The organism is Streptomyces sp. H27-H5 (assembly GCF_026627505.1).
GTDB lineage: Bacteria > Actinomycetota > Actinomycetes > Streptomycetales > Streptomycetaceae > Streptomyces.
Genome location: NZ_JAPNLK010000017.1, coordinates 106,451 through 122,584, shown reverse-complemented (window position 1 = coordinate 122,584; position 16,134 = coordinate 106,451). Strand labels below are relative to the sequence as shown.

Annotated in this window: 12 protein-coding genes and 1 pseudogene; 5 read left to right on the top strand and 8 right to left on the bottom strand. The window is 70.7% G+C overall.

The annotated features are described in order from the left end of the window. Positions 1-269 precede the first annotated feature (269 nt). The 4 genes from OTB19_RS11425 to OTB19_RS11410 form a co-directional block, all read right to left on the bottom strand. Positions 270-992: a VC0807 family protein gene (locus OTB19_RS11425; protein WP_267797944.1), complete on the bottom strand. Its 723-nt coding sequence runs from the start codon at positions 990-992 to the stop codon at positions 270-272. Between the two features lie 216 nt (positions 993-1,208). Beyond that, the gene (locus OTB19_RS11420; RefSeq protein ID WP_267797943.1) at positions 1,209-1,802 is read right to left on the bottom strand and encodes a TetR family transcriptional regulator; all 594 of its coding nucleotides are present in this window, start codon (positions 1,800-1,802) and stop codon (positions 1,209-1,211) included. A 21-nt stretch (positions 1,803-1,823) separates the two neighbouring features. Further along, entirely contained in the window at positions 1,824-2,861 is a 1,038-nt protein-coding gene (locus tag OTB19_RS11415; protein ID WP_267797942.1) for an aldo/keto reductase, read from the bottom strand. A gap of 85 nt (positions 2,862-2,946) precedes the next feature. Further along, complete coding sequence (locus OTB19_RS11410; RefSeq protein WP_267797941.1) at positions 2,947-3,291, bottom strand: DoxX family protein; 345 nt, start codon at positions 3,289-3,291, stop codon at positions 2,947-2,949. A 90-nt stretch (positions 3,292-3,381) separates the two neighbouring features. Between OTB19_RS11410 and OTB19_RS11405 the strand changes: the two genes are divergently transcribed. Further along, positions 3,382-3,837, top strand: coding sequence for a MarR family winged helix-turn-helix transcriptional regulator (locus OTB19_RS11405; protein ID WP_267797940.1), 456 nt, complete (start codon positions 3,382-3,384; stop codon positions 3,835-3,837). A gap of 109 nt (positions 3,838-3,946) precedes the next feature. Here the strand turns inward: OTB19_RS11405 and OTB19_RS11400 are convergent, their stop codons facing one another. Then, a complete protein-coding gene (locus OTB19_RS11400) occupies positions 3,947-5,386 on the bottom strand; it encodes an MFS transporter (protein WP_267797939.1) in 1,440 nt (479 codons plus the stop codon). 51 nt (positions 5,387-5,437) lie between these two features. Between OTB19_RS11400 and dusB the strand changes: the two genes are divergently transcribed. The 3 genes from dusB to OTB19_RS11385 all read left to right on the top strand — a co-directional run bounded on the left by dusB (position 5,438) and on the right by OTB19_RS11385 (position 11,145). Further along, on the top strand, positions 5,438-6,580 hold the full coding sequence (dusB, locus tag OTB19_RS11395) for a tRNA dihydrouridine synthase DusB (RefSeq protein ID WP_267797938.1): 1,143 nt from the start codon (positions 5,438-5,440) through the stop codon (positions 6,578-6,580). A 365-nt stretch (positions 6,581-6,945) separates the two neighbouring features. Next, positions 6,946-9,654 carry a pyruvate, phosphate dikinase gene (gene ppdK, locus OTB19_RS11390; protein WP_267797937.1) on the top strand — a complete coding sequence of 903 codons (2,709 nt, stop codon included), beginning with the start codon at positions 6,946-6,948 and terminating at the stop codon, positions 9,652-9,654. Positions 9,655-10,092: 438 nt separating this feature from the next. After that, positions 10,093-11,145 carry an ArsR/SmtB family transcription factor gene (locus tag OTB19_RS11385; RefSeq protein WP_267797936.1) on the top strand — a complete coding sequence of 351 codons (1,053 nt, stop codon included), beginning with the start codon at positions 10,093-10,095 and terminating at the stop codon, positions 11,143-11,145. 90 nt (positions 11,146-11,235) lie between these two features. Here the strand turns inward: OTB19_RS11385 and OTB19_RS11380 are convergent, their stop codons facing one another. Continuing rightward, positions 11,236-12,396: an alkaline phosphatase PhoX gene (locus OTB19_RS11380; RefSeq protein ID WP_267797935.1), complete on the bottom strand. Its 1,161-nt coding sequence runs from the start codon at positions 12,394-12,396 to the stop codon at positions 11,236-11,238. Between the two features lie 341 nt (positions 12,397-12,737). On the opposite strand from OTB19_RS11380, the gene OTB19_RS11375 reads away from it, so the two are divergent. Beyond that, positions 12,738-13,145 (top strand): VOC family protein, encoded by a 408-nt coding sequence (locus OTB19_RS11375; protein ID WP_267797934.1) that lies wholly within the window; start codon positions 12,738-12,740, stop codon positions 13,143-13,145. Between the two features lie 128 nt (positions 13,146-13,273). On the opposite strand, the pseudogene nirD reads toward OTB19_RS11375, so the two are convergent. Next, a pseudogene (gene nirD, locus OTB19_RS11370) lies at positions 13,274-13,588 on the bottom strand (nitrite reductase small subunit NirD); the annotation flags it as partial. Further along, a complete protein-coding gene (gene nirB / locus OTB19_RS11365) occupies positions 13,585-16,128 on the bottom strand; it encodes a nitrite reductase large subunit NirB (protein WP_267797933.1) in 2,544 nt (847 codons plus the stop codon). The pseudogene nirD and the gene nirB, both read right to left, overlap by 4 nt. Positions 16,129-16,134: the final 6 nt, after the last annotated feature.

The window sequence follows — 16,134 nt, the reverse complement described above, 5'->3', positions numbered from 1 at the left end:
TCGCCAAGATGGACGACTACATGATCAAACGGAACGAGACCGCCCGCCCCTTCAAGTGGACCTACGCCGCCAGCCCCCTCCAGGAAGCCTGAACCCCCCTCCACGAACTTTCGCGGAGCAGCACTAGGTCCTGTCGTCGGCTCGGGCCCTCTCGGACCCGGGCCGCCGCCGGTCGGCGGCTTCGACGTCGCGGCTTCGCCGAAACGCCGGTGGCCCGGTGCGCAGTGCGCACCGGGCCACCGGCGTTCTCCGTCCCCGGGGGGCGCCCCTCAGGCCTGCGCGGCCCCGGCGGGCTGCGCGGCCGCGGCCGTCTCGGCGGCGCGCCGTTCGCCCTCCGCCTGCGAACGCTTGCCGTAGAGGGCGGTCCAGACGCCCAGCAGGCCGAGCACCGTGTAGATCATGACGGGGCTGAGGACCACCATCGTGTCGGTGTCGAGCGCGTAGGTCAGGGCGATGCGGATCCCGGCCTCGACCAGGTAGGCCACGCCCCACACCGTGGTCATCACGATCATGGTTCGGCGGAAGCCCTCGTACTGCCACAGGCCGTTCCACCAGGCCGTGCTCTCGGGAGTCCCGTCCGTGGCGAACTTGCGGCCGAAGTAGAACATCAGCGGCCTCGGTGCGAGCAGCGTGACGAGGCAGAGGACCCCGAACAGCCCCGTCACCCCCGAGTCCTTGATCAACAGGGCCCGGGCCGAGTGCGCGCCGATCAGCGAGACGGCCGCCGTGATCACCAGGAAGACCAGGGTGACGATCGCGAACTCGTCGACCTTGCGACGCCAGGCCAGGTGGATCGCGCTGTCGAGGACGGGCCACGCGCTGCTGATCAGCAGCGCGTCGAACTCCCTCCAGCCGTGATCGTGCAACTGGTTGTAGGTGATGATCGGCGCGACCACGTTGAGCCCGATGGTCAGAACCCAGCCGAGCGCCGCGGCGCCGCCCGACCGCGCGGGTGGCGCGGGGCGGGCGCCCTGAGGCTGTGGAGCGGACATGCTTCCCCCTGAGAAGTACCTGACGGTGTCTCGGGGAACGTAGGGCAGGGCCGCGACCGGGGACAGGGTTCTCCGGCTCAAATGATCACCAAGTCGAACGGAGCCACCTGTTCCGAATTACCCGGATCAGCGACGACCGGACCATCGGAGCCGCCGGATCAATGGCTGCCGGATCGAGCCGCCGGGCGAGGGGGCCGGCGATCCGGGGAGGTCGGGTCAGGCGCGCAGGCCCCGGATGACGAGCGAGGTGACCGCCTCGAACTCCGGGAGGATGGTCGGGGAGAGCCAGTCGGCGGCGTACTGCGGGTCATGGAACCGGCCCGTGGCGTCGAACACGGCCCGCGCCGCCGCCGGCACGTCGGGCGCGGCCAGTGTCCCGGCCTCGACCCCGTCGGCGATGATCCGGACCAACTGCTCGATCAGCTCGCTCAGATGCCGGTCCACCACGCCGCTGTTCTCGGCGAGGAGCACGGTGTACGTCGCGAACAACTCCGGGTCGGCGCCCGCCTTCTTGCGCTTGGCCTCGAAGAGGGCCTCCAGCCACGACTCCAGCTTGGAGGGCGCCGTCTCGGCGGGGGCCGAGGCGATCTCCTCCAGCATCACGATGCTCTTGGCGAGCCAGCGGTCCGTGACGGCCTCGCGCAGCGCCGCCTTCGACGGGAAGTGGCGGTACACGCTGCCGTGGCTGACGCCCAGCGCGCGCGCCACGTCCACCACGGTGGCCTTGGTGGGGCCGAAGCGCCGCAACACGTCCTCGGTGGTTTCGAGGATGCGCTCGGGAGTCAGGGGCTCGGCAGCAGCGGGGGGCATGGGTACGACCGTACAGCCGGGTCAGTGCTCACTGTCGAGGTGGGCCATCTGGGCCTCCGGGTACCGATCGCCGGCCGCGGCCCCGGCCGGGACCGCCTCCTCGATGGCGGTCAGGTCGGCGGCGGTCAGCTCCACGTCCAGGGCGCCCAGGGCCTCGTCGAGGCGGTCCCGGCGGCGGGCGCCGACCAGCGGCACGATGTCCTCCCCGCGCGCGAGAACCCAGGCGATGGCGATCTGGGCGACGCTCACGCCCTTGCTGTCGGCGACCTTGCGCAGGGCGTCCACCAGGTCGAGGTTCCGGTCGAGGTTGTCGCCCTGGAAGCGGGGGCTCATCCCGCGGAAGTCGCCGGGGGCGAGCGCCCGGTCGCGGCCGAAGTGGCCGCTGATCAGGCCCCGGGAGAGCACCCCGTACGCGGTGACGCCGATGCCCAGCTCGCGGGCGGTCGGCAGGATCTTCTCCTCGATGCCCCGCGAGATCAGCGAGTACTCGATCTGGAGGTCGGAGATCGGAGCGACGGCGGCGGCCCGGCGCAGGGTCTCCGCGCCGACCTCCGAGAGGCCGATGTGTCGTACGTGTCCGGCCTGGACGGCCTCGGCGATGGCGCCGATCGTCTCCTCGATGGGGACGTCCGGGTCCACGCGGGCGATCCGGTAGACGTCGACGTGGTCCCGGCCGAGCCGCTGGAGGGAGTAGGCGAGGAAGTTCCGGACGGCGTCGGGCCGGCCGTCGTAACCGGCGAAGCCGCCCTCGACCGTGCGCAGGGCGCCGAACTTCACGCTCGTCAGCGCCTGCTCGCGGGCCGCGGCGGGCGCGGTGCGCAGGGCCTCGTTGATCAGCAGTTCGTTGTGGCCCATGCCGTAGAAGTCACCGGTGTCGAGCAGGGTGACGCCCGCGTCCAGGGCGGCGTGGATGGTGGCGATCGACTCGCTCCGGTCGGCCTCGCCGTACAGGGCGGACATGCCCATGCAGCCCAGTCCCAGCGGGAAGACGGAGGGGCCGGTGGCACCGAGGCGGCGGGAGGGGTGAGGGGTGAGGGGAGCGTTCTGGTGAGTGGTCATGAAAAGACAATGGCATGACGGGTGACAGATTTCAATATCTGTCACTCGTCAGCGTGAAGGGTTGTCGGATCCGGGCCGGGGTGGGTCAGGAGGCGAGGCGCAGGGCCAGGGCCGCCGCCGAGAGCAGCGTGAGGACGGCGGCCGGGGCGAGGTCGTAGTGCTTGACGCGCAGGTGGCTCGCGACCGCACCGATGAAGTAGAGGGTCACGCCGATTGCGGCGGCGACGCCGAGCGGCGCCACCCACATGCCCGCGACCAGCCCCACCGCGCCGGCGGCCTTCAGTGCGGCCAGGACCGGCAGGAGGGAATCGGGCACCGCCACCTTCCGCATGTTCGCGAGGATCGTCTCGTTGCGAAGGAAGGTGAGGGTCGCCGACGCGGCGAGCACGAGGGCGAGCAGGCCGGCGACGACGACGTAGCCAATGAACATGGTGCACTCCAAAGGTCGAATGTATAGAACCATTGAATAGCATCAACGATCGGATGATCGCAATCATTTTGTGAGCGCTACGATATGGGCATGACGGCAGCACAGGACGCCTCGAACCCGCCGCAGCGGCTGGGCCTGCTCCTCGCCTGGCACGGATCGGTCACCCAGACCCGCATGAAGAAGGCGCTCAGCGCGGCCGGGCTCACCCCCCGGCACGCCATGACGCTGATGCACCTGGAGACCGGACCCGTGGGCCAGCGGTCACTCGCGGCCCGACTGGAGGTGGACCCGAGCGTGCTCGTCGGGATCCTCAACGACCTGGAGCGCGACGGTCTGGTGGAACGCCGCCGCGACCCGGCCGACCGCCGCCGCCACAACGTGGCCATCACGGCCACCGGCTCGACCGTCCTCGGTGAGACGAACGCGGCCCTCGACGCCGTCGAGCTGGGCCTGTTCTCCGGTCTGTCCGAGGCCGACCGGGAAGCCCTGCGCGCGCTCCTGGCCCGGATCGACTCGCACGCCGACGACTTCGAGTGCGGGGAATAGCCGCCGGGCACCCGCCGTACTACAGGACCTGGGTCGTCTCTTTCGGATCTTGTCGGTCAGGGCCGCGGTGCCGGACACCGCGGCCCCGGCAAGATGCGAAAGTGACGGCCTACGAGACCCGCGAACCGACGTTTTGGCTCGGGGCCTCCAGGGTGCTCGCCGTGCGCAGGGCCGTCGCGCGGGCCCAGGAACCGGTGGTCAGGAGGCCGACCGCGAGGACCGACACCCCGCAGAGCGTGATGATCCACCAGGCGGGCCGGGTCGCCTCCGCGAAGGCCGCGCCGCCCGACGTGCCGGCCGCCAGGACGGCGCCGATCACGGCGACGCCCAGGGTCGCGCCGGTCTGCCGGCTGGTCGACGCCACCGCCGCGGCCACTCCCGCCTGGGCGCGCGGCATCCCGGAGACGGCCGTGTTGGTGATCGGCACGTTGACCATGCCGAAGCCGAGCCCGAAGAGCACGTAGCCGGCGAACATCAGCGGCGTCGAGGTCTCGGCCGAGAACGCCGCGAAGAGCAGCCCGCTCGCCGCCATCGTCACGCCGGCGATCGCCAGCGGCAGCCGCGGCCCGGAGCGGGCCAGGAGCCGCCCGGACACGGGCGCGCAGAGGAAGGCCATCGCGGCCATCGGCAGCATGTACAGCCCCGCGCCGAGGGCGTCGAGTTCGCGCACGTCCTGGAGGTAGAGGGTGTTCAGGAAGAGGAACCCGGACATCGCGGCGAAGGCGCTCACGGCGATCACCGTCGCTCCGCTGAAGGGGGCGCTGCGGAAGAACCGGGGGTCGATCAGCGGCTCCGCCCGGCGGCTCTCGTGCAGCAGCAGCCACACCAGGGTGACCGCGGCGGTCAGCGCGCAGCCGATGACCAGCGGCGAGGTCCAACCGGCGGCCGGGGCCTCGATGATCCCGTACGTCACCGAACCCAGCAGCGCCATGACGAGGAGCTGGCCCACTGGGTCCGGGCGGCGCGCGTGCTCGGCCCGGGACTCGGGGACGTAGCGCAGGGTCAAGACGAGGGCGAGCAATCCGATCGGCAGGTTGAGCCAGAAGATGGAGCGCCAGCCGACCGAGTCCACGAGCAGCCCGCCGATCAGCGGGCCGGCGGCCATCGAGATGCCGACGACGGCGCCCCACACGCCGATGGCGCGGGCGCGTCCCTTCGGGTCGGTGAAGGTGTTGGTGATGATCGACATGGCGACCGGGTTGAGCATCGAGCCGCCCACGGCCTGGAGCATGCGGAAGACGATCAGCCATTCCAGGCTCGGTGCGAGCGAACACAGCAGGGAACCCGCGGTGAAGAGCACCAGCCCGAGGGAGAAGATCCTGCGGCGCCCGAGCCGGTCCCCGGTGGATCCCGCCAGCATCAGCAACGAGGCCAGTACGAGGGTGTACGCGTCGATCGTCCACTGCATCCCCGCGACCGAGGCGTCCAGGTCGTGCCGGATGGCGGGCAGGGCAACGTTGAGGACGGTGGTGTCGAGACTGACGATGAGGAGGCTCATGCAGCAGATCGCCAAGACGAGAGTGCGCCGCCTGGGGCTCAAGTCACGCATGCTGCCGATAGTACGACTAACTAACGACATGCGTGATGCGACAATGGGCGGATGACCACGCTTCCCCCGCCTCTCGCGATCGGCCCGCACACCGTGCAGCCCCCGGTGGTGCTCGCGCCGATGGCAGGCATCACCAATGCCCCGTTCCGTACTCTCTGCCGCGAGTTCTCGGGCGGCAAGGGGCTGTTCGTGAGCGAGATGATCACGACCCGCGCCCTGGTCGAGCGCAACGACAAGACCATGCAACTGATCCACTTCGACGAGACCGAGAAACCTCGCTCGATTCAGCTGTACGGGGTGGACCCCGTCACGGTCGGCAAGGCCGTCCGCATGATCGTCGAAGAGGACCGGGCCGACCACATCGACCTCAACTTCGGCTGCCCCGTCCCCAAGGTCACCCGCAAGGGTGGCGGCTCCGCCCTCCCGTACAAGCGGAACCTGCTGCGCGCGATCCTGCGCGAGGCCGTCGCCGGCGCCGGGGACCTGCCCGTCACCATGAAGATGCGCAAGGGCATCAACGACGACCACCTCACCTACCTCGACGCCGGTCGGATCGCCGTCGAGGAGGGCGTGACCGCCATCGCCCTGCACGGGCGCACCACCGCCCAGCACTACGGCGGCACCGCCGACTGGGACGCCATCGCGCGGCTCAAGGAGCACGTGCCGGAGATCCCGGTGCTCGGCAACGGCGACATCTGGTGCGCCGAGGACGCGCTGCGCATGGTCCGCGAGACCGGCTGCGACGGAGTCGTCGTCGGGCGCGGCTGCCTGGGGCGGCCGTGGCTGTTCAACGACCTGGTGGCGGCCTTCGAGGGACGCCCGCAGGACTTCCACAAGCCGACGCTGCGCGAGGTCGCGACCACCATGCTCCGGCATGCCCAGTTGCTGGGGGAGTGGATCGGTGACGAGGCGCGCGGGGTGATCGACTTCCGTAAGCACGTGGCCTGGTACCTCAAGGGCTTCGCCGTGGGCTCCGAGATGCGGGGCAGGCTCGCGGTCACGTCTTCCCTGGCCGAGCTGGACGCTCATCTGAGCGAGCTTGATCTGGATCAAGGTTGGCCCGAGAGCGCCGACGGTCCGCGCGGCCGGACGTCCGGAAACAACCGGGTTGTCCTGCCCGAGGGCTGGTTGAACGATCCTTACGACTGCGCCGGGGTCGGCGAGGAAGCCGAGCTGGACACTTCCGGAGGCTGACAAATCGCCCTCCGTGCCGCGTGATATACGCCACGCATGGGACAGGTTTCGCTCAGATGAGCACGGAAGTCACGGGTAAGACTTTCAAAGGGTGGCACTGGGTGCCACCCTTTGTGCGTTCAACTCTTGAACGCAAATGTATCGATGATCGCTCATCCGAGCGTGATCACGCCTCGATCGACCCCTCTGTCTTCGGGATCCGAACGCTCTTCGTACTTTCACATTACTCATCGGTTACTTTCGAATGGCTGGCGCACGGGTGGTTACGGCCGCATGACGACCAAGTGGACGTACCCAGAAGCCTTCGATCTGGGTATGTTCCTGGCCGTCAGGGCAGCCACCGAGTCCTCGAGGAGTCGAGACCCGTGTCGGAAAACAAAGATCAGAAGCTCGTCTACGACTTCACCGAGGGCAACCGGGACCTCAAGGACCTTCTCGGCGGCAAGGGAGCCAACCTCGCCGAGATGACCAACCTCGGTCTTCCGGTCCCCCCCGGCTTCACCATCACCACCGAGGCCTGCAAGGTCTACCTCGAAAGCGGCGAGGCCCCGGCCGAGCTGCGCGACGAGGTCAGCGCGCACCTCGCCGCCCTCGAGGCGAAGATGGGCAAGAAGCTCGGGCAGTCGGACGACCCGCTGCTGGTCTCCGTGCGCTCCGGCGCGAAGTTCTCGATGCCCGGCATGATGGACACCGTCCTGAACATCGGTCTCTCCGACGACTCCGTGACCGGCCTCGCCTCCCAGTCCGGCGACGAGCGCTTCGCGTGGGACTCGTACCGCCGCCTCATCCAGATGTTCGGCAAGACCGTCCTGGGTGTCGAGGGCGAGCTGTTCGAGGACGCGCTGGAGGCCGCCAAGGCCGCCAAGAAGGTCACCGTCGACACCGACCTCGACGCCGCCGACCTGAAGAAGCTCGTCAAGCAGTTCAAGAAGATCGTCGCGAGCCAGGCCGGCCGCGAGTTCCCGCAGGACCCCCGCGAGCAGATGGACCTCGCCGTCGAGGCGGTCTTCGACTCCTGGAACACCGACCGCGCCAAGCTCTACCGCCGCCAGGAGCGCATCCCCGGCGACCTGGGCACCGCGGTCAACATCTGCTCCATGGTCTTCGGCAACCTGGGCCCCGACTCCGGCACCGGCGTCGCCTTCACCCGCGACCCGGCCAGCGGCCACCAGGGCGTCTACGGCGACTACCTGCAGAACGCCCAGGGCGAGGACGTGGTCGCGGGCATCCGCAACACCGTCCCGCTGGCGGACCTGGAGGGCCTCGACAAGGCCTCCTACGACCAGCTCATGACGATCATGGAGACGCTGGAGACCCACTACAAGGATCTCTGCGACATCGAGTTCACCATCGAGCGCGGCCAGCTGTGGATGCTCCAGACCCGCGTCGGCAAGCGCACCGCGGGCGCCGCCTTCCGCATCGCCACCCAGCTCGTGGACCAGGGCCTGATCGACGAGGCCGAGGCGCTCCAGCGCGTCACCGGCCACCAGCTCGCGCAGCTGATGTTCCCGCGCTTCGACGAGGACGCCAAGACCACCCTGCTGGGCCGCGGCATCGCCGCCTCCCCGGGCGCGGCCGTCGGCAAGGCCGTCTTCGACTCGTACACGGCCGTCAAGTGGTCCCGCTCGGGCGAGAAGGTCATCCTGATCCGCCGCGAGACCAACCCGGACGACCTGGACGGCATGATCGCCTCCGAGGGCATCCTGACCTCGCGCGGCGGCAAGACCTCGCACGCCGCCGTCGTGGCCCGCGGCATGGGCAAGACCTGTGTCTGCGGCGCCGAGGAGCTCGACGTCGACACCAAGCGCCGCCGGATGACGGTCGGCGACACGGTCATCGAAGAGGGCGACGTCGTCTCCATCGACGGCTCCACCGGCAAGGTCTACCTCGGTGAGGTACCCGTCGTACCGTCCCCGGTCGTCGAGTACTTCGAGGGCCGCATGCACGCCGGCGCCGACGACGCCGACGAGTTGGTCGCCGCCGTGCACCGGATCATGGCGTACGCGGACCGCGTCCGCCGGCTGCGGGTGCGCGCCAACGCCGACAACGCCGAGGACGCGCTGCGCGCCCGCCGCTTCGGCGCCCAGGGCATCGGCCTGTGCCGCACCGAGCACATGTTCCTCGGCGAGCGCCGTGAACTGGTGGAGCGACTGATCCTCGCGGACACCGACGGCGAGCGCGAAGAGGCACTCAGTGCCCTGCTGCCGCTGCAGAAGAAGGACTTCGTCGAGCTGTTCGAGGCGATGGACGGACTGCCCGTCACCGTCCGCCTCCTGGACCCGCCGCTGCACGAGTTCCTGCCCGACATCACCGAGCTGTCGGTCCGCGTCGCCCTCGCCGAGTCCCGCAAGGACGCCAACGAGAACGACCTGCGCCTGCTCCAGGCCGTGCACAAGCTGCACGAGCAGAACCCCATGCTGGGCCTGCGCGGCGTCCGCCTCGGCCTGGTCATCCCGGGTCTGTTCAAGATGCAGGTCCGGGCGATCGCCGAGGCCGCCGCCGAGCGCAAGAACGCCAAGGGCGACCCGCGCGCCGAGATCATGGTCCCGCTCGTCGGCACCGTCCAGGAGCTGGAGATCGTCCGCGACGAGGCCGACCAGGTCATCGCCGAGGTCGAGGCCGCCACCGGCACCCGCCTCAAGCTGAGCATCGGCACCATGATCGAGCTGCCGCGCGCCGCGCTGACCGCCGGTCAGATCGCCGAGGCCGCGCAGTTCTTCTCCTTCGGCACGAACGACCTGACCCAGACGGTGTGGGGCTTCTCCCGCGACGACGTCGAGGCCAGCTTCTTCACCGCGTACCTGGAGAAGGGCATCTTCGGGGTCTCGCCCTTCGAGACCATCGACAAGGACGGCGTGGGCGCGCTGGTCCGCAGCGCCGTCGAGGCCGGCCGGGCCACCCGCCCCGACCTCAAGCTCGGCGTGTGCGGCGAGCACGGCGGCGACCCCGAGTCGGTGCACTTCTTCCACGAGGTCGGTCTGGACTACGTCTCCTGCTCGCCGTTCCGGATCCCGGTGGCGCGCCTGGAAGCGGGCCGTGCGGCCGCCGAATCCAAGGGCTCGGACAGCCGCTGAGTCCTCCCTGAGCCGGGTTCCGGAACGGCTCGGTCGGGCACGAACCCTTCCGAGTCGAACCGGTTCCCAAGACCGCGCCCGTCCCCGGGATTCCTGACCACCGGGGCCGGGCGCGGCCTGCTTTCGCACCACGCATATTCACCGGGCCTTTACGGCACCAGGCGGTGGACGGATCCCCACCCGTCCACCGCCTGCCGCCTATCCGCCGGACACGTCGGCGCTTCCCGGTGCGACCGACCGCCAGGCCCCGCAAAGCCCCCCACGGCCTTCACGGAGCGTTTCGGTCGCACTGGAGTGTGCCCGGCGGAGTACAGGATTTCGGTTGTCACGCCCCCGCCGAAAGGGGTTTCAACTGTGGCCGAAAGGGCGTGGTGACCACGTGTGACGGCATGCATACTCATGGGGCGGGGGGATTGCGGTTGCACAGGTGGGGGTTCGGTGCTTCGTATCCATTTCACGGGAGTGGATCTCGCACGCGTACGGATGGCAGCACGTCCCGATGCGTTGTGGGAAACGATTCTCAGTTTTCACCGTTTAAGGGACCGGCGCGATGCCCGGCTGTTCGGTGAATGGCGTACGGAAACCCGGAGCCGGTTGAATGGTGAAACAAGGCTCCTCGGCGCGCTGATACCGGGGCGTGGTTATTTCCCGGATTTCCTGACTCCGGTAGAGGGTCAGTACGGGTGGGACGTGGGCCTCGACGCGCTGCGCGGGATCCGTCCCGAACGCATGCGGCGGGAGCTGACGTTGCTGGGTTCGGGAGGCGGCTTCGGGGCTGCCTTCGGCATGCCCTCGGGCGTGAGCGACGGCGCCGACACCATGGTTCCGCGACGCCTGCGGGAGTTCATGGACGGCGGGACCAAGCACCTGCCGAGGCTGCTGGCGGAGCTCCGCGGGTACCACCGGGCGGCCGTCGAGCCGTACTGGACGCACATCCAGGCGCAGATCGAGGCCGAGCGGGCCGCCCGGGGCCGGGACCTGCTGGACGGCGGCGCGGACGAACTGCTGGCCTCGCTGCCGCCGATGCTGCGCTGGCGCGCCCCGGTCCTGGAGTGCGACTACCCCGTGGACCGGGACGTGCGGCTGCGGGGGCGCGGGCTGCTGCTCCAGCCGTCCTTCTTCTGCCGGCGCACGGCGGTGACCCTGCAGGACCCGGAACTGCCCCCGGTGCTCGTCTACCCCGCGGCGGCCCAGCTCGCCTCGACGACACCCGGGGGCGAGGTCACCCGGCCGGTCGAGGAGCACCGCCAGCGCACCCTGGGCAAGCTGGTCGGGCACACCCGCTCGGTGGTGCTGCGGGCCATCGGCGACGGCGCCACCACGAGTGAACTGGCCCGCCGGGCCGGGGTCTCCCTGGCCTCGGCGAGCCAGCACGCCTGTGTGATGCGCGAGGCGGGCCTGGTCACCACCCTGCGCCGGGGCAACGCCGTGCTGCACACGGTGACCCCGCTGGGCGCGGCCCTGCTCAAGGGCGGAGCCGTGGCGTCCTGAGGCCCGGTGCGTCCGGACCGGCCGGGGTCGCACCCGGCCGGCGGCCGCGGGGGACCGGAGTCCGCCCGCCGGAGCGCCGGCGGCCGGGCCCTACACGCGGAAGGGGCCCGAGACCTCGTAGGTGATGCCGCCGGCGGAGCTGCCGCTCGTGCCGCGCTGGCTGCTGAAGTACAGGCGGTCGCCCGCGGGGGAGAAGGCCGGGCCGGTGATCTCCGAGGAGGACTGGCCGGTGATCCGCAGGAAGGGGGCCACCACGTCGTCCGGGGTGATCACACAGATCTCCATGCTGCCGCCGTCCTCGGCGACGTACAGGTCCCCGTACGAGGACCCGGTGACGTTGTCCACGCCGGTCAGCGGGGCCGCCCCGCCGGGGACCAGCGAGTCGTCGTAGGCCAACTCGTAGGTGCCGGCGGCGAGGTTCAACCGCCAGACCCGGTTGTCGCCCTTGGTGGTGAACCAGACCGTGTCGTCGGCGTAGTGGCAGCCCTCGCCGCCGTTGAACTTCTTGGCGCCGGAGACCTGGCTGCGGGTGACGGTCGGGGAGCCGTCCGGGTCGGGGACGGTGGCCCAGGTGAAGGAGCCCGAGGCGGCGCTGCCGGCCTTGAGGACCTGGAGGGTGCCGGCGGAGAGGTTGCCCCAGGTGGTGGGGACGAAGCGGTAGAAGCAGCCGTTCGTCTCGTCCTCGGTCAGGTAGATCACCTTGCGGACGGGGTCGGCGGCGGCCGCCTCGTGCTTGAAGCGGCCCAGTGCGGGCCGCTGGACGGAGGCGTTGATCCCGTACGGGTCGGTCTCGTACACGTAGCCGCGGTCGACCTCCTCGCAGGACAGCCAGGTGTTCCAGGGGGTCTTGCCGCCGGCGCAGTTCTGCCGGGTGCCGGAGAGGATCCGGTAGGCGCCGGTGACGGTGCCGGCGGCGTCGAACCGCACGGCGCTCGCGCCGCCGCTCGGGTTGATCTCCGAGTTCGACACGTAGATCCAGCCGGTGCCGTCGGCGAAGCAGGCGCCGCCGTCGGGAGCCTGGTGCCAGGTGTACGAGGTGCCGCCGACGGCCTGCCCGGAGCGGGCGACGACGCGGCTGCCGAAACCGGCGGGCAGCATGATGCCGTTGGCGTCGGCCGCGCCGAGCGCCCCGTACGGTCCGGCGCCGGGCTGGGCGGGGGCGGCGTAGGCGGCCCTGTGCGTCAGCGTGCCGGCGAAGGCGGCGGCCGAGGAGCCGATGACGGCGCCGCGCAGGAAGGTACGACGTTCCACGGTCACTCCTGAGGGAGAGGGCCTCGTCGTCCGGGTGGGCGGCGAGGTCGCACGCGTCGAGGAACCTAGAGGCGTCGAGTTGACGTGACGTCAATTCCTCATGACGCGGGAGCGACCTGCGCGAGGTCAATCCCCCGGCCGGGGACTTCGGGGGCTCGGCGGCGCCGGACGCGGCCCCCTCGCGACGGCGCCCCGGAGGGTCGTCCGGCCCGCGCTCGCGTCCCCCGTACGAGGAGTTTCGGAAAGTTCTCGCCGGGACCGATGAGTTTCCGCGGCGCCCGCGGTCTATCCCTCGAACGCAGCGAAACCGCCACGCGCCCAGCGAGAGAAGAGAGACCGAGATGTCCTCCACCATGATCTTCGTCAACCTGCCGGTCAAGGACCTCGACGCCAGCAAGGCCTTCTGGGGCAAGCTCGGCTACTCCTTCAACGCCCAGTTCAGCGACGAGAACTGCGCCTCCATGGTCATCAGCGACACGATCGTCGCGATGCTCCTCACCGAGGCCCGCTTCAAGGACTTCACCCACAAGGCCATCACCGACACCTCCACCAGCACCGAGGTGCTGCTGTGTCTGAGCGCCGAGAGCCGCGCCGCGGTGGACGAGCTGGTCGACGGGGCCCTCGGCGCGGGCGCCACCGAGCCGCGCGCCGCCCAGGACTACGGCACCATGTACGGCCGCGCCTTCGAGGACCTCGACGGCCACACCTGGGAGATCATGTGGATGGACCCGGCGATGATCCAGGGCTGACCTCAGACGGGGACCGTGACACTCTCGGCGGACGGCGCGAACGCGGCGGCGGGCGTCGCCGCGGGCGCGCAGGTCGCGGGCGCCTCGCAGGTCGCCGGCGGCGCAGGGTTCGCGGAGGTCGCGGTGGTCCGCACCGGGTAGGTCCGGACCGCCACCTCCTCGTCGTCCAGGCAGCGCCCCGATTCCAGGTCGAAACGCTGTTTCAGCAGGGGCGACGCCACGAACGCCCTGCCCCGCGCGCACCCCACCAGCCCCCGCGACAACACGTGCGCGCCGGTGAAGGGGTCCTGGTTGCCGATGGCGTACGGGCGCCCCGCGCGGTCGACGAACACCGCGACCTGGCTCCCGTCGGGCAGCAGCGCCGCGACGCCGCGCCCCGGCACGAGCGAGGACAGCTCGCACACGGCGAGCCAGTGATCGTCCAGCCTCAGTTCCACGGTCATCGGGTGCCTCCCACGGGCTCCAGGGTCAGGATCGCCAGGTCGGGCTTGACCTGGTCGCGTTCGGGTACGAAGCGCACCGTCGGGTCGGGGGCGCCGGGGGCGTTGACGAAGGACACGAACCGGCCCAGACGCTCCGGGTCCCGGAGCGTCTCGGCCCATTCGTCGCGGTAGTGCGCGACGTGGTCGGCCATCAGGGCCTCCAGCTCCGCGCACAGCCCGAGCGAGTCGTGCACGATCACGTCCCGCAGGTGGTCGAGGCCGCCCTCCAGCCGCTCCAGCCAGGTGGAGGTGCGCTCCAGCCGGTCGGCCGTGCGGATGTAGAACATCAGGAACCGGTCGATGAGCCGGACGAGTTCGGCGTCGGACAGGTCCTGGGCCAGCAGGTCGGCGTGGCGCGGGGTGGCCCCGCCGTTGCCGCCGACGTAGAGGTTCCAGCCGCTCGCGGTGGCGATGACCCCGAAGTCCTTGCTCTGGGCCTCCGCGCACTCGCGGGCGCAGCCGGACACCGCCGACTTCAGCTTGTGGGGGGCCCGCAGGCCCCGGTAGCGCAGCTCCAGGTCGATGGCCATCCGGACGCTGTCCTGCACCCCGTAGCGGCACCAGGTCTGCCCGACACAGGACTTCACCGTCCGCAGGGCCTTGCCGTAGGCGTGCCCCGACTCGAAGCCCGCGTCCACCAGCCGTGCCCAGATCCGCGGGAGCTGGTCCACGCTCGCCCCGAAGAGGTCGATGCGCTGCCCGCCGGTGATCTTCGTGTAGAGGCCGAAGTCGCGGGCCACCTCGCCGATCACGATCAGCTTGTCGGGGGTGATCTCACCGCCGGGGATGCGCGGGACGACGGAGTACGAGCCGTTGCGCTGCAGGTTCGCCAGGAAGTGGTCGTTGGTGTCCTGGAGGGCGGCCTGCTCCCCGTCGAGGACGTAGCCGCTCGCGCCGAGCGTGGGGGCCAGGGAGGCGATGATCGATCCGACGGTCGGCTTGCAGACCTCGCAGCCGTCGCCGCCCCGGGCGCCCTCGCGGCCGTGGGCGTCCAGGATCTCCCGGTACGAGGTCAGCCGGCGGGTGCGGACGATCTCGTACAACTCGGCCCGACTGAACGGGAAGCAGCCGCACAGTCCCTTGTCGGCGGCGGCCGGCAGCAGCTGTCCGATGACCTTGAGGCAACTGCCGCAGCCCGTGCCCGCCTTGGTGCACTTCTTGACCTCGGGCAGGTCGGCGCAGTCGGCGATCGCCTTCTTCGTGACGTTGTGACAGGAGCAGATCACCGCGCCGTCCGGGAGCGCCGACGGGCCGAGCGCGACGGGCGCGCCGGCCCCCGCCGGCAGCACCAACTGCTCGGGGGTGACGGGCGGCACGCTGCCGGTGAGCGGGCGCAGCAGCCCGTACGCGTCCGCGTCCCCGACCAGGACCCCGCCGAGCAGCACCCCGTCGGGGGCGACGACCAGCTTCTTGTAGACGCCCGACCGGGCGTCGGAGTAGACGACGTCGAGGCAGCCCGGGGTGGTGCCGTGCGCGTCCCCGAAGGAGGCCACGTCCACGCCGAGCAGCTTGAGCTTGGTGGACAGGTCGGCGCCGGTGAACTCCTTCTCCCGGCCGAGCAGGTCGTCGGCGGCCGTCTCGGCCATCTCGTACCCCGGGGCGACCAGCCCGTAGACCCGGCCGTCGGAGGCCAGCGCGCACTCGCCGATGGCGTAGACGCGCGGGTCGGAGGTGCGGCAGCGGGCGTCGACGCCGATCCCGCCGCGCTCCCCGACGGTCAGCCCGCTGTCGCGGGCCAGCCCGTCGCGGGGGCGGACGCCGGCGGAGAAGACCACCAGTTCCGTGTCCACGGTGGATCCGTCGGACAGCCTCATGCCGGTCACCGAGCCGTCCTCGCCGGTGAGCACCTCCTGGGTGCCGACGCCGGTGTGCACCGTCAGCCCCATGTTCTCGATGGTGCGCAGCAGTGCCCCGCCGCCGCCGTCGTCGATCTGCACGGGCATCAGGCGCGGGGCGAACTCCACGATGCGGGTGACCAGCCCCAGGCCCTGGAGGGCGCCAGCGGCCTCCAGCCCGAGGAGCCCGCCGCCGACGACGGCGCCCGCGGTACGGGTCTTCGCGTACTCCTCGATGGCCAGCAGGTCCTCGATGGTGCGGTACACGAAGCAGCCGGGGGCGTCGTGACCGGGGACCGGCGGCACGAAGGGGAAGCTGCCGGTGGCCAGGACGAGCACGTCGTACGGGAACACCCGGCCCGAGCGGGACACCACGGTGCGGGCCTCGCGGTCGATGCGCTCGGCCGGGTCGCCCAGGTGCAGGTCGATCCCGTGCTCGGCCATGAACCCGTCCGGGACCATCGACAGGTCCTCGGGGCTGCTGCCGGAGAAGTACGAGGTCAGGTGGACCCGGTCGTAGGCGGGCCGGGGCTCCTCGCAGAGCACGGTGACGCTGTGTGTGGCCGTGGCCCCGCGCTCGGCGAGGGCCTCCAGGTAGCGCTGCCCGACCATGCCGTGGCCGATGAGCACGATGGCGGGGGTGGGCGTGGGCGTGGCTGCGGCCATGATCGG